General features: G+C 53.9%; 20 protein-coding genes, 1 rRNA gene and 1 other RNA gene (1 of these 22 cut by a window edge). 2 read left to right on the top strand and 20 right to left on the bottom strand.

The genetic code is table 11. From position 1 onward, the window contains the following. The 7 genes from NYE69_RS03750 to ffs all read right to left on the bottom strand — a co-directional run. A 16S ribosomal RNA gene (locus tag NYE69_RS03750) occupies positions 1 to 1,275 on the bottom strand; it reaches 279 nt to the left of the window's first position. A gap of 335 nt (positions 1,276 to 1,610) precedes the next feature. Then, entirely contained in the window at positions 1,611 to 1,874 is a 264-nt protein-coding gene (locus NYE69_RS03745; protein WP_036617990.1) for a pro-sigmaK processing inhibitor BofA family protein, read from the bottom strand. A gap of 45 nt (positions 1,875 to 1,919) precedes the next feature. Next, a complete protein-coding gene (locus NYE69_RS03740; RefSeq protein WP_412761721.1) occupies positions 1,920 to 2,144 on the bottom strand; it encodes a DUF2508 family protein in 225 nt (74 codons plus the stop codon). A gap of 254 nt (positions 2,145 to 2,398) precedes the next feature. Then, positions 2,399 to 2,998 carry a recombination mediator RecR gene (gene recR, locus NYE69_RS03735; RefSeq protein WP_036617992.1) on the bottom strand — a complete coding sequence of 200 codons (600 nt, stop codon included), beginning with the start codon at positions 2,996 to 2,998 and terminating at the stop codon, positions 2,399 to 2,401. 27 nt (positions 2,999 to 3,025) lie between these two features. Next, complete coding sequence (locus tag NYE69_RS03730; RefSeq protein ID WP_036617993.1) at positions 3,026 to 3,337, bottom strand: YbaB/EbfC family nucleoid-associated protein; 312 nt, start codon at positions 3,335 to 3,337, stop codon at positions 3,026 to 3,028. 89 nt (positions 3,338 to 3,426) lie between these two features. Next, on the bottom strand, positions 3,427 to 5,184 hold the full coding sequence (gene dnaX / locus NYE69_RS03725; protein WP_340924092.1) for a DNA polymerase III subunit gamma/tau: 1,758 nt from the start codon (positions 5,182 to 5,184) through the stop codon (positions 3,427 to 3,429). A gap of 171 nt (positions 5,185 to 5,355) precedes the next feature. After that, positions 5,356 to 5,623: signal recognition particle sRNA large type (gene ffs, locus NYE69_RS03720), an RNA gene on the bottom strand. Between the two features lie 183 nt (positions 5,624 to 5,806). On the opposite strand from ffs, the gene NYE69_RS03715 reads away from it, so the two are divergent. Continuing rightward, positions 5,807 to 7,063 carry a stalk domain-containing protein gene (locus NYE69_RS03715; RefSeq protein WP_340924088.1) on the top strand — a complete coding sequence of 419 codons (1,257 nt, stop codon included), beginning with the start codon at positions 5,807 to 5,809 and terminating at the stop codon, positions 7,061 to 7,063. A gap of 825 nt (positions 7,064 to 7,888) precedes the next feature. Here NYE69_RS03715 and NYE69_RS03710 read toward each other — a convergent pair. The 9 genes from NYE69_RS03710 to rpoE form a co-directional block, all read right to left on the bottom strand. Further along, positions 7,889 to 8,560, bottom strand: coding sequence for a hypothetical protein (locus NYE69_RS03710; RefSeq protein ID WP_340924085.1), 672 nt, complete (start codon positions 8,558 to 8,560; stop codon positions 7,889 to 7,891). A 250-nt stretch (positions 8,561 to 8,810) separates the two neighbouring features. Beyond that, positions 8,811 to 9,008: a 50S ribosomal protein L31 gene (gene rpmE, locus NYE69_RS03705; protein WP_036617998.1), complete on the bottom strand. Its 198-nt coding sequence runs from the start codon at positions 9,006 to 9,008 to the stop codon at positions 8,811 to 8,813. Between the two features lie 103 nt (positions 9,009 to 9,111). After that, entirely contained in the window at positions 9,112 to 10,386 is a 1,275-nt protein-coding gene (locus NYE69_RS03700) for a radical SAM protein (RefSeq protein WP_340924078.1), read from the bottom strand. Between the two features lie 69 nt (positions 10,387 to 10,455). Further along, positions 10,456 to 11,790: a transcription termination factor Rho gene (rho, locus tag NYE69_RS03695; protein ID WP_328269556.1), complete on the bottom strand. Its 1,335-nt coding sequence runs from the start codon at positions 11,788 to 11,790 to the stop codon at positions 10,456 to 10,458. 113 nt (positions 11,791 to 11,903) lie between these two features. After that, entirely contained in the window at positions 11,904 to 13,157 is a 1,254-nt protein-coding gene (locus NYE69_RS03690; protein ID WP_340924075.1) for a UDP-N-acetylglucosamine 1-carboxyvinyltransferase, read from the bottom strand. 200 nt (positions 13,158 to 13,357) lie between these two features. Then, entirely contained in the window at positions 13,358 to 14,212 is an 855-nt protein-coding gene (locus NYE69_RS03685) for a class II fructose-bisphosphate aldolase (protein ID WP_036618005.1), read from the bottom strand. Between the two features lie 558 nt (positions 14,213 to 14,770). Further along, complete coding sequence (locus NYE69_RS03680) at positions 14,771 to 15,148, bottom strand: response regulator (RefSeq protein WP_340924071.1); 378 nt, start codon at positions 15,146 to 15,148, stop codon at positions 14,771 to 14,773. A gap of 217 nt (positions 15,149 to 15,365) precedes the next feature. Further along, complete coding sequence (locus tag NYE69_RS03675; protein WP_340924067.1) at positions 15,366 to 16,967, bottom strand: CTP synthase; 1,602 nt, start codon at positions 16,965 to 16,967, stop codon at positions 15,366 to 15,368. Positions 16,968 to 17,398: 431 nt separating this feature from the next. Further along, entirely contained in the window at positions 17,399 to 17,974 is a 576-nt protein-coding gene (gene rpoE / locus NYE69_RS03670) for a DNA-directed RNA polymerase subunit delta (protein ID WP_328269554.1), read from the bottom strand. A gap of 465 nt (positions 17,975 to 18,439) precedes the next feature. On the opposite strand from rpoE, the gene NYE69_RS03665 reads away from it, so the two are divergent. After that, positions 18,440 to 19,585, top strand: a complete 1,146-nt coding sequence (locus NYE69_RS03665; RefSeq protein ID WP_124333526.1) for a S8 family peptidase — start codon at positions 18,440 to 18,442, stop codon at positions 19,583 to 19,585. A 148-nt stretch (positions 19,586 to 19,733) separates the two neighbouring features. Here the strand turns inward: NYE69_RS03665 and argS are convergent, their stop codons facing one another. The 4 genes from argS to speE all read right to left on the bottom strand — a co-directional run bounded on the left by argS (position 19,734) and on the right by speE (position 24,042). After that, positions 19,734 to 21,413, bottom strand: a complete 1,680-nt coding sequence (argS, locus tag NYE69_RS03660; protein WP_340924062.1) for an arginine--tRNA ligase — start codon at positions 21,411 to 21,413, stop codon at positions 19,734 to 19,736. 1 nt (position 21,414) lies between these two features. Beyond that, positions 21,415 to 21,834 (bottom strand): DUF1934 domain-containing protein, encoded by a 420-nt coding sequence (locus NYE69_RS03655; RefSeq protein WP_340924059.1) that lies wholly within the window; start codon positions 21,832 to 21,834, stop codon positions 21,415 to 21,417. A gap of 161 nt (positions 21,835 to 21,995) precedes the next feature. Then, complete coding sequence (locus NYE69_RS03650; RefSeq protein WP_340924056.1) at positions 21,996 to 22,967, bottom strand: hypothetical protein; 972 nt, start codon at positions 22,965 to 22,967, stop codon at positions 21,996 to 21,998. A gap of 247 nt (positions 22,968 to 23,214) precedes the next feature. Next, positions 23,215 to 24,042 carry a polyamine aminopropyltransferase gene (gene speE / locus NYE69_RS03645; protein ID WP_340924053.1) on the bottom strand — a complete coding sequence of 276 codons (828 nt, stop codon included), beginning with the start codon at positions 24,040 to 24,042 and terminating at the stop codon, positions 23,215 to 23,217. Positions 24,043 to 24,044 lie beyond the last annotated feature (2 nt).

The following is a 24,044-nucleotide window of genomic DNA, read 5'->3' as shown; positions in this document are numbered from 1 at the left end:
CCTTCGCTTCCCGTTGTACCGGCCATTGTAGTACGTGTGTAGCCCAGGTCATAAGGGGCATGATGATTTGACGTCATCCCCACCTTCCTCCGGTTTGTCACCGGCAGTCACTCTAGAGTGCCCACCATTACATGCTGGCAACTAAAGTCAAGGGTTGCGCTCGTTGCGGGACTTAACCCAACATCTCACGACACGAGCTGACGACAACCATGCACCACCTGTCTCCTCTGTCCCGAAGGAAAGCCATATCTCTACAGCGGTCAGAGGGATGTCAAGACCTGGTAAGGTTCTTCGCGTTGCTTCGAATTAAACCACATACTCCACTGCTTGTGCGGGTCCCCGTCAATTCCTTTGAGTTTCAGCCTTGCGGCCGTACTCCCCAGGCGGAGTGCTTAATGTGTTTACTTCGGCACCAAGGGTATCGAAACCCCTAACACCTAGCACTCATCGTTTACGGCGTGGACTACCAGGGTATCTAATCCTGTTTGCTCCCCACGCTTTCGCGCCTCAGCGTCAGTTACAGCCCAGAGAGTCGCCTTCGCCACTGGTGTTCCTCCACATCTCTACGCATTTCACCGCTACACGTGGAATTCCACTCTCCTCTTCTGCACTCAAGCCGTCCAGTTTCCAGTGCGACCCGGGGTTGAGCCCCAGGATTAAACACCAGACTTAAACAGCCGCCTGCGCGCGCTTTACGCCCAATAATTCCGGACAACGCTTGCCCCCTACGTATTACCGCGGCTGCTGGCACGTAGTTAGCCGGGGCTTTCTTCTCAGGTACCGTCACTCCTGTAGCAGTTACTCTACAGGACGTTCTTCCCTGGCAACAGAGCTTTACGATCCGAAAACCTTCATCACTCACGCGGCGTTGCTCCGTCAGACTTTCGTCCATTGCGGAAGATTCCCTACTGCTGCCTCCCGTAGGAGTCTGGGCCGTGTCTCAGTCCCAGTGTGGCCGTTCACCCTCTCAGGTCGGCTACGCATCGTCGCCTTGGTGAGCCGTTACCCCACCAACTAGCTAATGCGCCGCAGGCCCATCCGTAAGTGACAGATTGCTCCGCCTTTCCCAAGCCTCCCATGCGAGAGACTTGATTATCCGGTATTAGCTACCGTTTCCGGTAGTTATCCCGGTCTTACGGGCAGGTTGCCTACGTGTTACTCACCCGTCCGCCGCTAACCATCAGGAGTGCAAGCACTCCATCAGGTCCGCTCGACTTGCATGTATTAGGCACGCCGCCAGCGTTCGTCCTGAGCCAGGATCAAACTCTCCAATAAAGGTTGGATGAACGAATCACCCAAGTTTATTTGAAAGAGCGATTAGCTCAATCAGTTACTGACGAGAATTTTAATTCTCATTTAATACTCACTCGTTGTTCAGTTTTCAAAGATCAAACCATTCATGATGATATTCAATTCGGCATAACGCCGAGCTCAATCTCATCTTATTTTGTCGCTAATTTCATTTCAGCAGCGACCTTTTTAATATATCATACTCTTCATTCTTTAGTCAACACTTTTTTTAAAAGTTATTTGTTCAACAACCTTGTTCAGCCTGACCTCGTGAAGAAGCGATTAATAATGTACCATACAAAACAAAGCGGAGTCAACTGTTAGATCATGGTTAATTTCAATCCCACAAGCAATGCGACGCCCGGCAAACCTAGGACAAGTACAGTGCTTATGGTTACAGGGTTTAAGGGAATGTATACTTCCGTCAGCAAACCCGAAAAATTTATGACGTAAATGCCCAACGCCGCAAGAACCATGTGTAGCCCTAAACGCGTCAACCAAACAAAACCCGGTTTCCGCGAAAGCAAAACGTACAAAAGCAGCCCCGCCGAAGCTACAAGAACGCAGGTCAGTACAAGCCTCATAACTCATCCCCCATTAGAATAAGAACCGATTATAGACTAATTCGCCTAAAACGATCCGTTCTGGAATACGTTCCAATCCACGTTTGCCTGTTTTGCCGCTCTTAGCTGAATTTGATATCTCCTCTCCGCCGCCTCAAGCGTGTAGATCGCCACGTCCACCTCATCCGTGCCGATCGCCTCCTGGAACGCGGTATAAGCCCGCTCCCATTCCTTATGCGCCTTGACCACTTCCATATAGATCTGCTGCTTGTTCTTCATCATCTCGTCCATCCGCAAAACAGCTTCGCGATCCGCATTCCAGATCCCCCACAGCTTCAAGTCCGATCGCCTCCTCAATCCGGTTTATTTCATGTCTATAGGGAAGCGGACAAACTTAGAACCTCGAACCGGCATAAAAATGTCTGCCGGCACACTCTCCATGCACAGGACCGCGATTAGCATTAGAGGAAGCTCCAAAACAAAAAAGAACTTTGCCCCCGAACGTAAATTCAGGGTACAAAGTCCTTCTGTTCATGATGCCGGCATCAATTTAATTCGCGTCTGCCTTCCAGCGCCTTGGACAACGTTACCTCATCCGCATATTCCAGGTCCCCGCCGACCGGCAAGCCGTGAGCGATTCGGGTTACACGGATATCAAACGGCTTCACGAGCCGCGAGATGTACATGGCGGTAGCCTCGCCTTCGATATTCGGGTTCGTCGCCAAAATCAGCTCTTTGACGCGCTCATCGCTTAAGCGGTTTAACAGCTCTTTTAGCCGGATATCGTCCGGACCCAGGCCTTCCATTGGCGAAATCGCTCCCTGCAGCACGTGGTAATAGCCATCGAACTCCTTTGTGCGTTCCATCGCCACCAGATCCTTCGATTCCTGCACCACGCAAATGACGGACGGATCGCGAGTCTTATCCTGGCAGATTCGGCAAGGATCGGTGTCCGTGATGTTGCAGCAAACAGAACAATAGTGAAGATTTCGCTTCACGCTCACCAAAGCTTTGGCGAAATCGATCACATCGTCTTCCTTCATGTGCAGAACATGGAAAGCAAGCCTTGCGGCCGTTTTGGGGCCGATTCCGGGCAAATGGGTAAAAGCGTCGATCAGCTTCGCGATCGGTTCGGGATAATACAATTTGGGCTTTCTCCTTCAGTTGAAAAATTAGAACAGGCCGGGAATCTTCATGCCGCCCGTAAACTTGCCCATATCCTGATTGGCAAGCTCCTCCGCTTTGTTCAGGGCATCGTTAACTGCGGTGAGCACGAGGTCTTGCAGCATTTCAACGTCATCCGGATCGACCGCTTCCGGTTTAATGGTCAGGGACAGCACTTTTTTATGTCCGTTCGCTTGGACCGTAACGACACCGCCGCCCGCGCTGCCTTCCACCGTTTTGCTGCCGAGTTCCTCTTGCGCCTTCAGCATTTGCTCCTGCATTTTTTTCACTTGTTTCATCATTTGATTCATATTGTTCACGCGATTCACATCTCCTTTAATTGGTCAGAATTTCGGGATTGCAACACTGTAAACATACCATAAAAATACGATGCGCTTCTCCGGCAAAATCATTCCTTGATCACGACCAGATCATCGCCAAACAAATTCAACGCTTCGTCCACCCACGGCTCCTTGCTGTTGCTGCTTCCGCCATCCTCGGGCGGGGGCTCCAGCTCGAACGCTTCCTTGGGCGGCTCCGCCGCTCCCTGAATCGCATCGTTCCAGTCCTTCAGCATCATCGTCACCAGGCGGCAGGGGCTGCCAAGCTGGCGCGCCATCACGTTTTCGATGAGCTGCTTATTAGCGGGCTTCTCCGTCGTTTCGCGGTGAATATCGTTCTTGAAAGCGACCAAAACAGAGTCTTCCAGCACGGAAACCGGTTCGCCGTTCATAAACCAGGCATGGATGGTGACTTTCTCCTCTTTAACGGCCTGCAGGATCTGATTCCATTTATTCTGAACCTCCATAAAAGCCGGACTATGCCGCTCGGCGATATACCGGTCCAAATTGGACGGGATCTTGGCTTTAGACGCGACCCGCGGAGCGGAACTTCGGGCTGCCGGACGGTTGCCCGCCGCCGCCCCGGATGCGCCGCCTCCTCCGGCTCCCGCCGGCAATCCTCCCTGCAGCGCTCGTTCCAGCTTCGCTTCAAGCTCGGAAAGCTGGCGTCTCAGCTGGCCGACCTCCGAAACGTCCGCCGCGGAGCCGCGCGCGCCCGCCGAAGTCCCGCCGGCATCCTCCTTAGGAATCGTGCAGATTTTCAGGAGCGCCACCTCGAACAACGTTTGCGGTTGAACCGCATATTTCATTTCCGTTTGATAGTGATTTAACGTATCGATGATCTTAAACAGCTGCGATTTCGAAAAGGATTCCGCGATTTCCGCAAAATCCCGGGGATCCAGCACACGCTCCGTCAACTTGTCCGCCTGCGGCACCATCTTCACCATCAGCAAATCGCGAAAATAGTAAAGGAGATTCTCCATGCATTTATCGGCGCTTTTGCCCTCCTGCATAAATCCGTCGATCATTTGCAGCATGCCGCCGACATCGCCGGCCAACAGCGTTTGAGCGAGTTCGGCAAACTGCCGGGAGGCGATTCCCCCGGTCATTTCCAGAACCTGCCGGTAGGAGACCTGTCCGCCGGAGAAGGACGCAATCTGGTCCAAAATGCTGAGCGCGTCGCGCATCCCCCCGTCGGACAATCGGGCGATATACTGGATAGCCTCATCTTCGGCGTTGATGCCTTCTTTTTCGCAGATCAGTTTCAAACGCTCGCTTTGCTCCTCTAAGGATACCCTGCGAAAATCAAAGCGCTGGCAGCGGGAAATAACCGTAGCCGGCAGCCGATGGGGTTCGGTCGTCGCCAAAATGAACATGACGTGCGGCGGCGGTTCCTCCAACGTTTTGAGGAGCGCATTGAACGCTTCCGTGGTCAGCATGTGAACTTCATCGATAATATAAACCTTCTGCCGCACTTCCGTCGGGGCATATTTCACTTTCTCGCGCAGATCGCGAATTTCTTCGACCCCCCGGTTGGAAGCGGCGTCAATTTCAAGCACATCCATGACCGCTCCGGCGGTAATTCGCCGGCATGCATCGCATTCGTTGCACGGTTCTGCGGTCGGCCCTTTTTCGCAGTTCACGGCCTTGGCCAAAATTTTGGCGGCACTGGTTTTACCCGTCCCCCGCGGACCGCTGAACAGATAGGCGTGAGACAACCGCTGTTCGCGAATCGCATTTTGCAGCGTCCGGATAATATGCTGTTGCCCCACCATGTCTTGAAACGACTGCGGCCGCCAAGCGCGGTACAGCGCAACATGCTCCATATGCGGCACCTCTTTCCTTCCAGTAAGCGACGTTTGTCGTTTCCTTATTATACTATACTCCCGGGACGAGCAAAACTTCTAATCCGCAATCAACCGGGATCAACCATTTTTTTACATAAAAAAACACCCTAGCCCGCAGGCAAAAGGTGTCTTCGTTATGCGCTATGTAAACCGTGCACCTGTTATTGATCATTGCGATCCGAGCGGCACCTTTACGGCATAACTCGGGACAGGCAACCCTCCGGCACAAGAGTGGCACTGCTTATGGCTGCTTCCTTCCGGACCTGACCAGGTTCACAGGTACTCTTTGCGGAGGACCCGTCCGTCAACGTCTGTCGTAAAGACCGGACCTCACATCGGCAAGACCTCTAACAGGACTTCAACCTCGCTACAGCGGATTGCGAGTTACAGGGCACCGCTACCTCCCCATCTAGCACGGTGAAAATAAGTATATCTCATGCCTGTATAAAATGCAACCAAGGGGAAGAACTTGGCGGCGCTGCCAAACCGCCCGCACGAACCGGTACCGCCATCCGCCCATGCAACTTCTCTCCTATTCTGGTATAATTCTGATATATTAGTAGAATGGAAGAAAAGTTTTAGAAAACGAGAGGAGAAACGAATGAAACCGATCGGGAAACTTTTCCTTGCTGCTGCCATTTTGGCCGGAGGCATAACCGGGGCTGGACTTCCTCAGGCAAACGCAGCCGCAAAGGTGCAAATTATGCTGGACGGATACCCGCTGGCTTTTTCCGGTGAACCTATCATCGTTGATGGCACGACCATGGTTCCTTTTCGTTCAATATCCGAATCTCTAGGAATTCAAGTCACCTGGAATCAGGCCGCCAAAACGATTACCGCCGTCAAAGGCACGGGCCCGGAAGGAATCCGCGTACAGCTGACGTTGGATAATAAAACAGCCAAGGTTAACGGTTCCTCCGTGACGCTGGCGGTAGCCCCCCGCTCCGTCGATGGCAATACGCTGATTCCACTCAGCTTCTTTAGCCAGCAGTTTGGAGCGAATGTCGACTGGGATCAATCTACGCGAACGGTATCTATTACCTCGCCGCAGGAAAGGATGTACACGCTGGGTTTCTATGCGATATCGTCCTTTTCGGACGTTGCGGCGATTCCAAGCCTGGATGCCGTTGCGTTCGGCTGGAGCCGGATCGACGAGACCGGTAATTTCACCCTCTCCGGCAAAGACTTCAGAATGCCGGAAGCTGCCGGCGACACCACGCCGGACAGTTTGATCGCCGACGCTGCCGCCTCCCGCACTATACCGTACCTGATGGTTTACGCAGGGGATACCAAAGGGGAACTGACCAAAGTAGTCGAGGATCCGGAGATGCGCCGGCAGGCGATAACCGATATGGTCAGCACTGCGCAGGATAATGCTTTTCAAGGCATCATACTCGACTTTGAGGGATTGGGGCTGACAACCGACAAAGCGGCCACCCGCAAAGCTTTTACCGCCTTCGTCAAACAGCTGTCGACGGAAACGAAGTCGGCCGGTTTAAAGCTCTCGCTGGCGCTTCATCCATTGAACTCGTCTTACCAAGGTTATGATTACAAAGAGCTAGGAAAAATCGCCGACGAACTCATTATTATGGCTTATGATTACCGCGCAGGGCAAACTACCGGCAACCCGGAACCGGCGGATAAAGTGGATGAAGCGATTCGGCTGGCACTGAAGGAAACGAGCAAGAGCAAGCTTCTCCTGGGGCTGAACCTCAACAGCGAAAATAAAAACTCCGTCAAAACCTTGACCGGTTTGGCCAAGCGCTATGACTTAAAAGGCATCGCCCTATGGCGGCTGGGGCTGATCAGCAGCGAGGAATGGACAAGCCTCAAACAAAGCGTTGAATTTAAGAAGTAAGCGGTGCAGCGTGCCTAACAAAACAAACGTCTCTAAACTAAGTACAGGCTGGAGTAAAGGGGTGTCTCCCCCTGGTCTCCCGCCTTTTTTTGGTTTAGGACTGCGCTGCATGTCCGTAGCGGCAAGGCTATCGGCTGCAGTCGGCTGGGACCATGTCGTGCCAGGTTGAACGCGTCGCGCTAAGTCGACCATGTTGTTCTGAGTTGTTAATATTGTCTAGAATTGTGTCAATATTGTTTATAATTGCCAAAGTTGTTTAGGGATGTAAATGTCGTTTAGAGTTGCCCATCTTGTTCCGATGCCTACATGTTCCAATGTCCACACTGTTATGATGCACACACTGTTATGATGCACACACTGTTCCGATGCACACACTGTTCCGAGCTATACACGCCGTGCCAAAATTCCGCTGTTACCAAACATTCTCTCCTTATTTCAAAATTGAGAGATGCAAAAGTGCAGTTCATTCACTCCAAACGGACCCGTTTACGCGATTCAAATGCAAAGTGCAGGCCATTTTCGTCATTTTGATCAAATTTGTCTCCAAACCCCATTTTCAAATGCACTTTTGCACTTCATAGCTAAAAATAACTCGAATTGGGCCATTTCAACTGCACTTTTGCACTTGAGCCCGGAGCCGAAGAGCCGAAACCGAAGCTGGAGCTGGAGCAAATAAACTATCCCTTCGAATTATCCAGCGGCGTCACTGCTCATCACTCACTCATTCGTTCACCACTACTCATTCATTTATTCTACTCTTCCCTCTACCACTCGCCTCGAACCAACCGCCTACCATCTACCATCTACCATTTACCATCTAACCATCTACCACTCAAATGCATCCCAGTCTCTGCGTATGACCTCATACATCAATACCCGCCCTGACGACCCGCTTAATTGCGGGATCAGCCAGCCCATTTGGCACAACTGCTGCAAATAGCGGACTGCCGTCCGATGACTAACACCCAGATATTCCGCCACATCCTTTGGCCGTACCGACTTGCCTAACTGCGCGGCAAACAGCAGCGTAGATTTTAAGGCTATCTTTCCCACACCAGCCAAACGGGTCGCCTCGTATCGGCTGAGCAGCATGCGCAGCAGCGTGATGCACAATTCGGGATGCCGTTCTACGTCATCGTAAGCGAATGAGATCACTCGAAACCCTAACGCCTGCAGGAAAAGCTCCCGATTTAGTTCACGGCAATAACCGCCTCGGTCCATATCGCGAACATGCGGGCCGTATCCTTTAATTTCGATGATCCACTTTACCGCTTCCGTCAGCCATGCAAAATCGGCAAAATAAGATCTGCCCCTCCAATCCATAATTTCATATTCCGGATGCAAGCCGTCCAGATTCCTCCGCAGCGGCCACCACACATTACGCAAAAACATTTCCTCACCATGCCCGTGCCCCCGTTCCAAGCGTCCTTTGCGTTCGCCGGAACGGAGTTTCATATGCGCTTTAAGCCACTCCTTATGTACAGCTTCAAACTCCACCACACAGCACCTCCACCTTATTAAGAATCATCAGCACCTCCCTGGCGCATGTTGTAATCTTCCCGCCCTTCCCGCCGCCATAAACTAGCAAACCTCCGAAGTAATGCCGCACTAAGCTGCAGGTTTTCTTACTCCTCAAAAGCGGAAACTCCAACAAAAATACTTCACTAAATATAAAAAACGCCCCCCGCCATCAGATGATGGAGAGAGACGTTCCTCGTCATAGTTTCTAAATTCCAGTTGTATGAACTTAGATGCCGTATTTCTTTTTGAATTTATCCACACGTCCGCCGGCATCCACGAATTTCTGCTTCCCTGTGAAGAATGGATGACAGTTGGAGCAAATTTCAACGCGCAGTTCTTGTTTAACGGAACCCGTTTCAAAGGTGTTGCCGCAAGCGCAAGTAACCGTAGTCACGTGATATTTGGGTTGAATAGCTTCTTTCATCACTTTCACCTCTTTCCGCCCTGAGCCTCAGATCGTGCCCAGAGTTATAATGACACATAAAAGCATTATAGCACGGCTAATACCGCCAGCGCAATTACCTGTTTTATCCATGCAACTTGGCTTTGACACGGGCCAGCTCGGCCGGAGGCACATGGGTGTACGAGCCGATCACCACGTCAGGCAATTCTTCCTGAAAAATTTCAATCGCTTGCTTCATTCCAAGGATCTCGCCCTGCGCTTTCGGGATCAGCTCCAGATAGCTTTCCGGGTCGATGTTCAAGTTGCGGAGCTGAATCAGCTTCAGCTTGGTGCGGCGGGCGAATTCGATCATCGCCTCAACCTCTTCCTCCCGGTCGGTGACGCCGGGAAAAATCAAATAGTTGATCGAGGTGTATACTCCCTGCTCCGCCGCGTACTTCAACGACTTCTCCACGTTGGCAAGCGTGTAGCCGCGCGGTTTGTAGTACGCGTTGTAATGGCCGTCCAGCGCGCTGATCGTGCTGACCCGCATCAAATCGAGCCCGGCGTCAACGATGCCGCGGATATGATCGGAGAGCCCCGCGTTCGTATTGATGTTGATGTAGCCCATATCGGTTTGCCGCCGCACCTCGCGGATCGCATCGATGATCAGCTTCGCTTGCGTGGAAGGCTCGCCTTCGCAGCCTTGGCCGAAACTGATAATCGATTCCGGCGTTTTCAAATGCTCCAGCATCACTTCGACCAGCTCTTCCACGCGCGGGCGAAAATTCATCCGCGTCTGCGGCGCCACAAATCCGCTGTCGTCCGGCTGCTCGGAAATACAGCCAAAACAGCCCGCATTGCAAGAGTAAGATACCGGAACGGCCCCTTCCCACCGGTTCAAAAACGTATTGGAAGCCGTCAGGCACTCATAGCCAAGCGCACAGTTCGACAAATGCTCGTACAGCCGATTCTCCGGATAACGCGTTTTAAAAGCCTTCACCTGATTTTTTAACTCAAGCGGATCGCAATTGAGCGGATTCCATTTTTCAGGATCGTCCGACTGCCGGGCCGTCACATAAAATTGCCCGTCCTTCCAGACCACCGCAGAGTAACCGAACAAGGGCAGCTTGTATTCTTTATCGGTTTTGATATAACCGGGAAGACATAGCCGCGTGTATCCTTGCGGCAGCAAAGCCCCCACGGCCTGCACATCGCCGGGGAGCGGTTTCATCTCGCCCGTGTCCGGATCCATCCCGATCGGCCGTGTGGAAGGCAGGCCCACCAGCGTAGCGCCCTCCGGCAGCGGGATCAACTCATCCTCCAAAATTTCCACGACCATATCCCCGCTCCGGGCAAGCCCGTACAGCGCCGGATGATCATAAACCTGTCCCTCAGCGTCGGCATAAACTAAATGCATGATGTTCTCCTCTTCACTAGGCAATATTCAACATTATACGCCCCAACCGTGCGCCAAACCGGCATTCGCCTACGACGAACCCATCCGCGGCGAAGATGAAGCGGAACTGGTCCGTACCGGACGGCGTGCCCCCCCGTTTCCGCTTGCGGATGGCGAGCCGCCCGCCGTATCGAAGGAAGCCAGAAATTCCGCGTTTGTCTTCGAATCCCGCAGCTTCTTGAGGAATCCTTCCACAAAGTCGTAGGAATCGTTCATGTTTTTGCGGATCGACCAGATCGTATCGAGCTCTTCCTTGGTCAACAGCACTTCCTCGCGGCGTGTTCCCGAACGGCGGATGTCGATGGCCGGAAAAATACGGCGCTCCGCCAGCTTGCGGTCCAAATGCAGCTCCATGTTGCCGGTGCCTTTAAATTCCTCGTAAATGATATCGTCCATACGCGACCCCGTATCGACCAGTGCGGTAGCCAAAATCGTCAGACTGCCGCCCTCCTCCACATTCCGGGCCGAGCCGAAAAACCGCTTCGGACGATGGAAAGCCGCAGGGTCAATCCCCCCGCTAAGCGTCCGGCCGGACGGCGGAACGACCAGATTGTACGCCCGGGCGAGCCGCGTGATGCTGTCCAGCAGAATCACGACGTCCTTCTTGTGCTCCACCAGCCGCAATGCGCGCTGCAGTACCAGCTCCGCCACCTTGATATGATTCTCCGGAAGCTCGTCGAACGTAGAAGCGATGACTTCGCCTTTTACCGAACGCTGCATATCCGTCACTTCTTCCGGACGTTCGTCGATCAGCAATACGAATAACTCGATATCGGGATTGTTGGTGGAAATGCTGTTGGCGATTTCTTTGAGCAGCAGCGTCTTCCCTGCTTTTGGCGGCGCCACGATCAAACCGCGTTGTCCAAGTCCGACCGGGGCAAGTAAATCCATGATGCGGGTGGATAAGTGGGTTGGGGAAGTTTCCAGCACGAGCTTCTTCTGCGGATAAAGCGGAGTAAGCGCCGGGAAATGCAGCCGTTCGGAGGCAGCGGCGGGATCCTCTCCGTTGACGGCGTTGACTTGAAGGAGTCCGAAATACCGTTCATTTTCTTTCGGAGCCCGGCACTTCCCGGAGACGAGGTCCCCCGTACGCAGATCGAACTTGCGGATTTGGGAAGCGGAAATATAAATGTCTTCCGTGCTGGGCAAATAATTGATCGGCCTTAGGAAACCGTACCCTTCCGGCAAAATCTCGAGCACGCCTTCCATAAACATCAGCCCGCTCTGTTCTGCCTGCGCCCTTAAAATTGCGAAAATCAATTCTTTCTTTTTCAACTGGCCGTAATAAGGAATCTGATACTGCTTCGCAAGCTTGTACAGCTCGGTCAGTTTCATCCCTTCCAAATCGGCGATTTGCAGATCCATAATAAAATAACCACCTATTCAATTTTTTTGGAATCTATGAAGTAAAAATAAAATAATAGACTTCTGACCCTATTATTCCCGTTCTTTGGGAACTTATGCAAGGGGCGAAAAAGTTATTCCGCCTCTCGCCAAACGTCCGCCCCCAAAGCCCGCAAATTAGAAACGAGATGGTCGTAGCCCCGGTCGATCAGTTCAACGCCCGATACTTCGGTAATCCCTTCCTCTACGGTTAAACCGGCCACTACGAGCGCCGCACCGGCTCGCAAATCGGCCGCTTTCACTTTAGCCGCATTCAGCTTGGAACCTTCGATAATCGCCGAACGGCCCTCCACCCGGATTTTCGCTCCCATACGCACCAGCTCCGGGACGTGCTTAAACCGGTTGCTGTAAACAAAGTCGCTCAGCACGCTTACGCCGTTGGCCTGAGTTAGCAGACTTGTCATCGGGGACTGAATATCGGTAGGAAAACCGGGGTAGACTAATGCCTTGACATCGACATGTCCGTAAGCGGATTGGCCGATAACGCGGATGCTCTCATCCAACTCTTCGACCTCAGCGCCCATTTCCAGCAGTTTGGCGGTCAACGCCTCAAGATGCTTGGGGATCACCCCGTCGATGAGGACGTCGCCGCGCGTGGCGGCCGCCGCGATCATATAGGTGCCCGCCTGGATTCGGTCGGGAATAATGGAATGACGGCAGCCTCTAAGCTCCGTGACGCCTTCGATCCGGATCGTTTCCGTTCCGGCGCCTTTAATAATCGCCCCCATGGAATTCAGCAGGGTGGCTACATCTATAATTTCAGGCTCTTTGGCCGCATTTTCGATAATCGTTGCGCCTTTGGCTCGCGTAGCCGCCAGCATAATGTTGATCGTTGCCCCTACGCTGCTGACATCCAAATAAATTTTGGCTCCGCGCAGCTCCTTGGCATGCAGATGAATCGATCCGTGCTCATTCGTCACGGTTGCGCCAAGCGCTTCAAATCCTTTGATATGTTGGTCGATCGGACGGGGCTCAAAATTGCAGCCGCCCGGCAAACCGATCGTCGCTTCTTTAAATCGTCCTAACAAGGCTCCCATCATATAGTAGGAAGCGCGCAGCTTCTTGACGGGTCCATTGGGCATCGGAATCGATCTGATGTCGGCGGGATCGATGCGCATCTGGTTGCCTTCCCACTGAACTCGGGCTCCGAGCTCTCCCAAAATTTCCGCGTACACGGCTACATCGCTCAGAACCGGCAGATTGTCGAGCACGACCTCCGATTCCGCCAAAATCGCAGCCGGAATCAACGCGATCGCACTGTTTTTGGCGCCGCTGATCGAGACGCTGCCGCGCAGCGGACGTCCGCCACGGATCATTAATTTCTCCATAAGTTCAAGGATCCCCCTACGTATTTGCGTCGGCAAACGAACCTAAGCCACGTTATTTGCGGTGAAAATGGAAAGACACCGGCAAGCGGTGTACTTTCCAAGTCACCTTATTCAGCTGGACCAGCCAGTTCCCCGGGGCGGTCCGATGACACCGGACAACGCTCCCCGTACAGGAAGATATGCAAGCCTATCAAAAGCCCTTAGGCTTTGTTGTTGGAACCAAACTCACGGATTTTCCCGATAACCGTAGCTTTGATGGCGTCGCGGCCCGGAACGATGTACTTACGCGGATCGTATACGTCCGGTTTTGCGGCAAGCACTTCGCGAACCGCCTTGGTGAACTCGATTTGATTTTCCGTATTTACGTTGATTTTGGAAGTGCCGAGCGAAATCGCTTTTTGGATGTCATGGGTAGGAATGCCTGTCCCGCCGTGCAATACGAGCGGCAGCTTGACCGCGTCGCGGATTTCTTCCATCTCTTTGAAGCCGAGGTTTGGTTCGCCATGGTAAGGACCATGCACGGAGCCAAGTGCCGGAGCCAGCGTGTCGATTCCAGTTTCATTTACGATGCGGATGCATTCGTTGAGGTCGGCATATTGAATCCCGCCGGAAACATCGTCTTCCTGACCGCCGACGGTACCGACTTCCGCTTCTACGGAAACGCCTTTGGCATGAGCGTATTCAACGACTTTCTTCGTCATGGCGATGTTTTCGTCGATCGGATGGTGGGAGCCGTCGATCATAACGGAAGTAAATCCGGCGTCGATCGCTTCCTTACATTTATCAAAACTGGAACCATGATCAAGATGGATGGCTACAGGAACGGTAATTTTCATGTCATGCAGCAAGCCTTCCACCATTTTAACAACGGTGTAGAAGCCGCTCATATGGCGGGCTGCACCCTCGGATACGCCAAGGATTACCGGGGACTTCTCTTCTTCGGCGGCAGCGAGAATCGCTTGGGTCCATTCCAGGTTGTTGATGTTGTATTGACCCACTGCGTATTTGCCTTGAAGCGCTTTGTTCAACATGTCTGTCATCGATACTAATGGCATTGGTTTCAATCCTCCTAAGGATGTGGGATTTTATCTTATTTAGCCGACATTCACACACTTTTTTATTATACCACAACTTGTCAAAATTACTATTGGAGCTTTACGGGTTGCGGGAGCAAGCACTTTCGCCGGGAGAAGCGGCAAGGCCCATGTATATAGGGGAACGGAAATCCGGCTATGCGAATCAGAATATACCAACTCTCACGAAATGCAAAAATGCATTTGAAATGTGCCGAATTCGGATACTTAGAGCGATGAAATGCAAAAATGCATTTGATAATGGAGCCTGGGGGCAATTTTGATCAAATCGGTGTAAATGAAATGCATCTTTGCATTTGAACCGACCATATTGAACTGTTTCGACAATAATCGCCTGCACTTTCCATGCATTTGGTCAGCCGTACCGCCACCAACCATATCCCGAGTCAACGGTCCCTCGAGCGTTATCCGGCCTTGCACCACCCAAGCGGATACCCCTCCTGCATCGAAAAAAAGAACCTCCCTTCGCGGACCCCAAGCGTAAATCGCCCAGAACTCCTCAAGGAGGTTCACTACCAACTAAATGACGGCGCCGCCTTTCAGCAGCATGTTCACCGCTACTCGCATTTCATCAATGTCAAAAGGCTTCGTAAAATGCATCAGGGCCCCGAGATCGGTCGCTTCCTTAATCATGTCCAGCTCGCCGTAAGCCGTCATCATAATGACTTTGATGTCCGGATTGACCTCTTTGATGTGCTTGAGGATTTCAAGTCCATCCATTCCCGGGATTTTCATGTCGAGAAGCACCAAATCCGGCGAATCGCTACGGACGATTTCCAAAGCCATTTTGCCGTTGGCCGCCTGAAACGTTTTATACCCTTCGCTGCTGAAGACTTCCATCAATAAAATGCGGATACCGTTCTGATCGTCGACAATTAACACTTTCTTCTCTTCCACGGAAAAACCCTCCCACCGAATCAACCCTGTAATCCTGGTAATACTAAGTATTCGCCCTTAATTTGGAAATCCCTTCTCTACTGGAAAAAAGAGACTTAAAATTTCGCAGGCCGAATTTCAGACAGTTGCCTCGGGCCGGAGGGAAGAGCGGGACAACCCGGCCTATTTCCGCGCCGTGCCGCCTAACCGGCAAGCGCGGAGTCACGCCCAAAAGGGCTTAGGACAAATGGGTAATCGCCGCTTTGACAAACTCGCGGAACAACGGCTGCGGCCGGTTCGGACGGGACGTAAACTCCGGATGGAACTGTACCGCCAAAAACCAAGGATGATCCGGCAGTTCGATAATTTCGACCAGCCGCCCGTCCGGGGAAGTGCCGGAAATACGCAGCCCCACGCGTTCCAGCGTTTCGCGGTAGGCATTGTTGAACTCATACCGGTGACGGTGTCTTTCGTACACCAGCTCATCGTTATAGCACTGCATGGCCAGGGAACCCGGCGCAAGCTTGCAAGGATATAAACCGAGCCGCATCGTTCCGCCCAGATCCTCGATATCCTTCTGCTCCGGCAGCAAATCGATGACCGGATACTCGGTGGAAGGATTGATTTCCGAGCTGTTGGCGCCTTGCAGGCCGGCCAAGGCACGGGCGTATTCGATCACCGCCACCTGCATGCCGAGGCAAATACCGAAGAACGGAATCTTGTTTTCCCGGGCGTAACGGATCGTCGTAATCTTGCCTTCGATCCCCCGGTCGCCAAAGCCGCCCGGCACCAGAATGCCGCCGACGCCTTGCAGCAGTTCGACCACGTTGGCGTCCGTCACCTCTTCCGCGTTCACCCAGCGGATCTTCACGTCGCTATTTGCGTCAAATCCGGCGTGGGACAGCGATTCGACCACGCTCAAATAAGCGTCGTGCAGCGCGACGTATTTGCCGACGATGGCGATCTCCACCGTCTTCTCCAGCTTGTTGATCCGCTCGACAAGGCTTTCCCACTCGCGCATATCCGGCATCGGCGTCGTCAGCTTGAGATGGTTGACGACGATTTCGTCCAACCCTTCGTCGCGCAGGTTCAGCGGTACTTCATACAGCGTATCCGCATCCCGGCATTCCACCACTGCGCTGGGGTCGACATCGCAAAATTGGGCGATCTTCCCCTTGATGTCGTCCGACAGGGCGTGCTCCGTCCGGCAGACGATCACGTTCGGCTGAATGCCGATGCTGCGCAGCTCCTTGACGCTGTGCTGGGTCGGCTTTGTCTTCACTTCGCCGGCCGCTTTAATGTACGGGATCAGCGTCACGTGGATATACATGACGTTCTCGCGTCCGATATCGCTTTTGATCTGGCGGATCGCCTCGAGGAACGGCAAGCTTTCGATATCGCCGACGGTGCCGCCGATTTCCGTAATGACCACGTCGGAACCCGCTTCGCGCCCGGCGCGGAACACGCGCTCTTTGATTTCGTTCGTAATGTGCGGAATCACCTGTACCGTACCGCCGAGATACTCTCCGCGGCGCTCCTTGCCGATGACCGAAGAGTAAACTTTCCCCGTCGTTACGTTGCTGTTCTTCGATAAATTAATGTCGATGAACCGTTCGTAATGGCCAAGATCAAGGTCCGTTTCGGCCCCGTCGTCGGTGACGAACACTTCGCCGTGCTGATAGGGGCTCATCGTCCCCGGATCGACGTTGATATAAGGATCGAATTTCTGGATCGTTACCTTCAAGCCTCTGTTCTTAAGCAGCCTGCCCAGCGACGCAGCCGTAATTCCTTTCCCTAGCGAGGATACGACCCCGCCTGTCACGAAAATGTATTTTGCCACAGCTAAAAACCTCCTAAAGATAGTACATGTTTCAAAAAAATTGGACTCCAGAAATTCGGGAACTTTGGAACGTTAGCGATCATTAGCGTAACCCAACAAACGGCGGCATAGCCAAATGCGCATAAGAAAAACGTTTATCGACGTACTTTCAAAGCAGACAGACCGCGTTTAGCGGTAGTTTTTCTTGCGATATAAGGAAGCCGAGCCTCCGAGACTCATACATTCTTATATCTAAAAAAAACAAAAAAGTGACACCCGAGTTAATCGGGGCACTTTTTTGAAAATTCGTTATTTTATAAGTTTGAATCATAAGCCCATGCAATAGTTTACCCGTTACCCCTGTCCGTGTCAAGTGAGGCGCCGCGGGAACGCGTTGAACAATTCAAGGCGTTTTATCGCATGGAAAACGGGTAAAAAAACGTCCTAGCCCATTACAAGTCGTCGTCATCGCTGTCGTCGTACTCGTCTTCGCTTTCCGCTTCGTCTTCTTCGTCGACGAGGGCGTCCTCGTCCTCCAATTCCTCATCATCCAGCAGGGTGTCGTCCTCGACGTCATCCACATCGTCTTCGTCGTCGTCCGGGAACAATTCGTCGTCCCCATCCTCGTCCAAGGCGTCGTAGTCTTCGTCCTCGTCGGAGATGTATCCGTCTTCTTCCTCCACGAAATCCTCGTCTTCCAGATCGTCGTCGTCATCGTTAATGATGCGCGGACGTTTGGAGCTGGCCACCGGATCCTCCGAGCGGTCGATCGGGTACCAGCGCTTAAGGCCCCACAGATTGGTGCCTACGCAAGCAAACCGTCCGTCGATATTAATTTCCGTATAGAGTTGAGCAATCGCTTCGTTGATTTGTTCCTCGGTCATACCGCGGAGCTTGGCAACCTCGTTCATCAGGTCGCGGTAGTAATACGGCGTGTTCGCCGCTTTCAGAATCATAAAGGCCAAGTCGACCATAGGGATTTCCTGAACCTTCTCCGGGTCGATGTTCAAATTGAGCGGGGTACTCACGTTACGGACACTTCCTCTCACGCAAATAGTTCACTATAAAGCAAAGGCGAAACCGTCCCTCGCGGATCGTTTTCCTTCACTAACATATCCATATCACACATTAGTAAAACCTATTTGCCACTAAATTGCAAGTTTTAAAAACAGGACCGGAAGCACGTCCGCCATGTTGCCCGCCCCCCGGGGCGTCTTGGCCCCAAAATGGAAGGAGGCGAAGAACCCGCGGTTCTTCGCCCCTTGACTGTACCCTCCCCTAAAGAAGGCTTGGCGGCCCTCCCAAGGTTGGCGAAAGCCGCCAAAACGGCCTTCCCTTCATCCTATGTCCAGATTCCCGCTTTGACACGCCATGTTGCAGCCTAACTTCCGTCAGAGGCCCATTTCCCGCAAAACAGGACTCTTCCCCACTCGCTGGAGAGAGGATTGTCATACTATACTGCAACACGCTTCGTCAGGAGGGGCTACTTGAATATGGACTATTCCGGATTTCTGCGTTATTTGAACGAACATGTCGACACCTCCGGAAAAAGCGGACGCTACATCATCCGCTTCCCGCATCCGGCCGAATACGCCGAATGCGTACGTCAGTTGTTTCAGCATAAGCGAAAGCATCCGGCGCTGCGGCAAATCCGAACCTCGCCGCTGCTGCAGGCCCTGATTTGTCCCCTTGGCTTGCGAGGGGAAGCGGCCCGCTCCCGATTCGGCCTTTCCGTCGAGGAGGATTCCCGAGTCAGCGTTCATAGTCCCGCTCCCTCCGGCAAAGGGCAAAATTCCGGGATTCCCTGGGGAGTAAAGCGCATCGGCGCGCCGGAAACGTGGTCCGTCTCGACCGGATACCGGATTCGCATCGGCGTGATCGACACGGGGGCCGACTTCGCCCATCCCGACCTGCGCCACTCTTTGGCAAGGGGGATCAATTTGCTGAATCGGATTAGCCTTCCTTACGACGACAACGGCCACGGCACGCATATTGCCGGCACCATCGCCGCTTCGGGCGGATCGCAAGGCATGATGGGCGTGGCCCCCCGCTCGCTGATTTTTCCTGTTAAAGCGTTTGATCATAACGGATCCGCGTACGTTTCCGATATTATTTTGGGGATCGACTGGTGCGTCCGCAACCGGATGCACATTGTGAATATGAGTTTCGGAATGAAAAGCAACAGCGAAGCCCTGCAGAACATCATTCGCAAAGCCCATAACGCAGGGATCGTTGTCGTGGCCTCCTCCGGAAACGACAAAAAAGGCCGGAGCGCCGATTACCCCGCCCGGTATCCTCTGACCATTTCGGTCGGGGCTACCGGGCGGGACGGCCGCATCGCCTCCTTCAGCAATTACGGCCCGTACATCGACATTTACGCCCCCGGCGAAAAAATAACGTCCTCGTGGCTGGGCGGAGGGTACCGCGAGATGAGCGGCACTTCCATGGCCACCTCCCACGTCAGCGGAGCCGTGGCCCTGCTGCTGGCGCTGAAGCCCGACCTGAAGCCGGGCGAGATCAAGCGCCGCCTGCGCCGTACCGCGCGCCCGCTCCCTTCCGCCAGCAGCGCCAAGGCAAAGGGCGCCGGCGAGGTCAGCGCGGCCCGCCTGCTGCGCGCCAAGCCCCGGCGGCGGAGCTAGGCCCGGCGCCGGGAGGCCGGCGCAGCGGCACGGGCATGGCCCGGCAGAGCGGACAGGCGCGGCCGCGCGCCAAAAAGCCGCCTCCCCCGTATCCGCGGGGAGGCGGCTTGTTTGTTCCGTCCGGGCCTTAGGGCACGGCCGGCAACGGCTACATCTTTTCCGGCGCGGACACGCCGATCAAGCCAAGCACGTTGGCGAGCGCCGTCCGCACGCCGCCAAGCAGCACGAGCCGCGCCGCGGTCTGCTCCGCGTCGTCGGTGATGACGCGCTCTGCCCGGTAGTAGCTGTGGAACAGCGAAGCCAGGTCATACACGTAGCGCACCAGCCGGTGCGGCGCGTAGTTGGCGGCCGCGACGCCGATTTCCTCCGGCAGCTCGCCGATTTTCCGCAGCAGATCGAATTCATGCTCCGCCGTCAGCTTGGTCAGGTCGGCGTTTTCCGGCGCCGGTACGCTGATGCCCTGCTCTTCGGCCTGGCGGAAAATGCTGCAGATCCGCGCATACGCATACTGCACGTAGTAGACCGGATTTTCGTTCGAAGTCGAAACGGCCAGATCCATATCGAAATCAAGATGCGAGTCCATGCTGCGCATCGTAAAGAAATAGCGAATCGGGTCGACGCCCACTTCGTCCATCAGGTCCACCATCGTAACCGCTTTGCCGGTCCGTTTGGACATTTTCACCTTCTCGCCGTCCTGGAACAGGCTGACCATCTGGGCGATCAGCACGATCAGCTTCTCCGGATCCTTGCCGATCGCCTGCATCGCCGCCTTGACGCGCGGAATATAGCCGTGGTGGTCGGCGCCCCAAATGTTGATGATGCGGTCGAACCCGCGGTCGTATTTGTTCCGGTGATAAGCGATATCCGGGGTCAAATAAGTGTAGGTGCCGTCGTTTTTCACCAGCACGCGGTCTTTGTCGTCGCCGTAATCCGTCGTTTTGAGCCAAGTTGCCCCTTCTTGCTCGTAGGTTTGGCCTTTCTCGCGCAGTTCGGCGAGCGAAGCTTCCACCTGCCCGTCCTCGTAAAGGGAAGTTTCGCTGAACCATACGTCAAAGCGGACCCGGAAACGTTCAAGGTCGCGTTTGATTTTCGCCAGTTCCTTCTCCAGCCCGTATTTGCGCAGAAAAGCCGCACGCGCCTCCGGCTCCATCGACAGCAGCTTATCGCCTTGTTCCGCCACCAGTTCCCGGGCGAAGCCTTTAATGTCTTCGCCGTGATACCCGTCCTCCGGCATTTCCGCGTCCTGTCCAAGCTCCTGCAGGTATCTGGCTTCGATCGATTTGCTCAGGTTGGCGATCTGGTTCCCGGCGTCGTTGATGTAATATTCCCGCGTTACCTCGTATCCGGCGAAATCCAGCAAGTTGCAAAGCGCGTCGCCGACCGCCGCGCCGCGCGCATGGCCCAAATGCAGGCTGCCCGTCGGATTGGCGCTGACGAATTCGACCTGGGCCTTTTGCCCATTGCCTTGCTGGATGCGGCCGTAGTTTTCCCCCGCGCGGTAAACCTCCAGCAGGATCGGGTACAGATACCCTTTGCCCAGCGTAAAATTGATGAACCCGGGACCGGCGATTTCCGCCTTTTCGATCCCGGCTTTCGAATAATCCAGCTTGGCCAAAATTTCTTCGGCGATTTGACGCGGGTTTTTCTTCGCGATGCGCGTCAGCTGCATGGCCGCATTGGTGGCGAAGTCGCCGTGCGCCTTGTCCTTCGGCACTTCCAGCACGATGGCCGGGATTTCCTCAGGCTGCGCCAGCCCGGCGGCGGCGATCGCCTCCAGAATCGCTTCCTTTAACGCCTGGTTCATTAGTTCCAACGGATTGTGTGGCATATCAAACTTCCTCCTGTATATGTAAACTGATTGCAAAATGTCCCGATAACTCCTCATATACGTACAAATCGTATTCCCAGGTGACCAGGCCGGCCACGCCATTCAGACGGGAATCCATTTTTACGGTATCGGTAGACAAGTTAAAACGGGTAAATGGGGAGCGGTAAAAACCCGGCAGCCGTTGTCCGGCGCGGAACGTTTGCTCCGCCTCCACGTCCCCGTGCCGCATGATCTTCAGTTCTCCACCGGTAATTTTAACCATCGTTCGCGTTATCCCGCCGGCCGGCTCCGTCACCGGCTCATTATAACGGATGTAGACCGCTCCGTCCCGAATCATCGCATTTCCTGTCAGGGACTGCACCGTCTCGTCTTGTCCCTGCCGGCTCGTCAACACAAGCTTGACCGGGCTCATCTCCGGCATACGCATCAAACCCTCATTCCGTACTCTATATATTACATCGTTTCTTACTGTACTACTATATCCAGTTCGTCCCGGCAATTCAATATGCACAGTATGCCCGCGTTTGGCGCCCGTCCTTCTTACAACTAAAAAAAGCCGCTTCATCAGCGGCTCGTCCTGCCTTACAAAGGCTGGCTTAACACGACGTATTTTACTTTTCGGTCCTGGAAGTACACATGGAACCGATAATAATCCCCGACCTTGTAACTCCAGCGGCTTGCCAGCTTAAGCGCCTGGGGCCCCAGCTTGTCCATCACGTCGTCCTCTCCGATGCCGGCTTTGACTCCGTCCGCGGTTTGATGGTCCGCCGCCGTGAAAACGATGATCCGGTTCAGCGCCAGCACGCCATCCTTATACAGTCTGGCCTGTTTTACCCGCCCCGCGCTGTCATCGTAAAACGGCTTTTCCCACAGGACATTCTCCGCCGGTTCCTCCGCAAGCCGCCGCTCCCAGCCATCGAAGTCCAGCCCGTCCACTTCGGCCCGGGTGGCTTCCAGCGCCTGAGGCTCCGCGGCGCCGGCCTGTTCCTGCTCTACTCGCGCCTGCTCCAGCAGCGCATCGAGCGAAGCCAGTTGCCCGTTTTCGCGGAAAAGCCCCTGCATCAGCAGCAGCACTTGATCATCGGCGTAATAGGCGTGTCCGTCATATTGAAAAGCATTCAGCGCCAGGTCATAGGTTAGCTCGTAGCTTGAATTTTTTAACGCAAATTGCAAGACTACCGGCTTCCGCTCGGCCTCCGGGCTCTCCTTCACCGCTGCCCCCTGCATATCGGTAAGCCGCAGCGATTGCAGCAGCGCCGCCTGCCGCTCCGCGGGAACCTGGACGCTGCCGCTGTCCGACTTGGCCGTAACCGCGGTGACATCCTCTTCCTTAAAAGGAAGATGATCCAGCAAATAAGGAGATTCGGCCGCGGCCGGCTGCTTCACCGCGGAATCCGCCGGGTCGGCCGGCATTTCCGCCGCCTGATCCCCCCTTTGTCCGTTGTCGGAGGAGTGCGATTTATTCCCAGGCAGTCCGTAAAATAACCATCCGGCAACGAGAACCACCAATATCATCATCGCGTATGCCATTGCGTTTCGTGGAGTTCTGTTCATTTGATTACCATCCCGCCTTAATTCAACAAATAATGACATAATTCATACTATCATACTCAGGTTGCATTGCTCATGGTCCGAATGGCATGTTTTCCCAACCCCCGACCTATTCAAAAAGTCCCACGCCAACAAAAAAAGCATCCGCCGCCCAAGGCAGGAGGAACGGATGCTTTCATTGTCCGCTTCACAAAAGCTGCAAATGAACACGTTGCCGAGATTGGCAAGAGATCGGTTTCATGCGGCGTCCCTATTTCACAAGGTCTTCCACGAATTTCGGCAGCACAAACGCGGCCTTGTGAATCCGCGGCGTGTAGTATTTGGTATCCAGCTCGGGGATTTTCGATTCTTTCGCTTCCAGAGGGTCATGCACCTTACTGCCCATTGTGAACGTCCATAATCCGCTCGGGTAGGTGGGAATGTTGGCTCCATATACGCGGACGATCGGAAAAATCTCCTTGACGTTCTTGTTCACTTTTTGGATCAAATCCGCCTTAAACCAAGGGTTGTCCGTCTGGGCAACGAAGATGCCGTCGTCCTTCAACGCTTCGTAAATACCTTGGTAGAATCCTCGCTCGAACAAAGGCGCCGCAGGTCCCACCGGTTCGGTAGAATCAACCATGATGACGTCGTACTTATTTTTGCTTTCTATAATATGCATGTAGCCGTCGGCCACCTGAACTTCAACCCGGGGGTTGTCCAGCGCGCCGGCGATTTCCGGCAAATATTTTTTCGAATATTCGATGACCTTGCCATCGATCTCCACCAGCACCGCCTTTTCTACTTCCGGATGCTTGATCGTTTCGCGGATCACTCCGCCGTCGCCGCCGCCAACCACAAGCACATGCTTCGGGTTTGGATGGGTGCAGAGCGCCGGATGGGCCATCATTTCATGGTAAACGAACTCGTCTTTGACCGTCGTCATCACCATGCCGTCCAGCACCAGCATCCGCCCGAATTCCTCGGTATCGATCATCGCCAGGTCCTGAAATTCCGTTTTTTCCGTGACCAGCGTTTCGCGTATTTTCGCCGTTATGCCAAAGACCGGCGTCTGCTTCTCCGTAAACCACAATTCCATCG

The organism is Paenibacillus sp. FSL R5-0527 (assembly GCF_038008055.1).
Classification (GTDB): domain Bacteria; phylum Bacillota; class Bacilli; order Paenibacillales; family Paenibacillaceae; genus Fontibacillus; species Fontibacillus macerans.
The sequence above is the reverse complement of the archived record's forward strand: the minus strand, read 5'-3'. Positions and strand labels throughout refer to the sequence as shown.

Bases quoted from the DNA above. Each gene is read 5' to 3' on its own strand.
- NYE69_RS03745 (WP_036617990.1), bottom strand. From the start codon at position 1,874: ATGAGGCTTGTACTGACCTGCGTTCTTGTAGCTTCGGCGGGGCTGCTT.
- NYE69_RS03740 (WP_412761721.1), bottom strand. From the start codon at position 2,144: ATGGACGAGATGATGAAGAACAAGCAGCAGATCTATATGGAAGTGGTC.
- dnaX (WP_340924092.1), bottom strand. From the start codon at position 5,184: ATGGAGCATGTTGCGCTGTACCGCGCTTGGCGGCCGCAGTCGTTTCAA.
- NYE69_RS03715 (WP_340924088.1), top strand. From the start codon at position 5,807: ATGAAACCGATCGGGAAACTTTTCCTTGCTGCTGCCATTTTGGCCGGA.
- rpmE (WP_036617998.1), bottom strand. From the start codon at position 9,008: ATGAAAGAAGCTATTCAACCCAAATATCACGTGACTACGGTTACTTGC.
- NYE69_RS03700 (WP_340924078.1), bottom strand. From the start codon at position 10,386: ATGCATTTAGTTTATGCCGACGCTGAGGGACAGGTTTATGATCATCCG.
- rho (WP_328269556.1), bottom strand. From the start codon at position 11,790: ATGGATCTGCAAATCGCCGATTTGGAAGGGATGAAACTGACCGAGCTG.
- NYE69_RS03690 (WP_340924075.1), bottom strand. From the start codon at position 13,157: ATGGAGAAATTAATGATCCGTGGCGGACGTCCGCTGCGCGGCAGCGTC.
- NYE69_RS03685 (WP_036618005.1), bottom strand. From the start codon at position 14,212: ATGCCATTAGTATCGATGACAGACATGTTGAACAAAGCGCTTCAAGGC.
- NYE69_RS03665 (WP_124333526.1), top strand. From the start codon at position 18,440: ATGGACTATTCCGGATTTCTGCGTTATTTGAACGAACATGTCGACACC.
- argS (WP_340924062.1), bottom strand. From the start codon at position 21,413: ATGCCACACAATCCGTTGGAACTAATGAACCAGGCGTTAAAGGAAGCG.
- NYE69_RS03655 (WP_340924059.1), bottom strand. From the start codon at position 21,834: ATGCCGGAGATGAGCCCGGTCAAGCTTGTGTTGACGAGCCGGCAGGGA.
- NYE69_RS03650 (WP_340924056.1), bottom strand. From the start codon at position 22,967: ATGAACAGAACTCCACGAAACGCAATGGCATACGCGATGATGATATTG.
- speE (WP_340924053.1), bottom strand. From the start codon at position 24,042: ATGGAATTGTGGTTTACGGAGAAGCAGACGCCGGTCTTTGGCATAACG.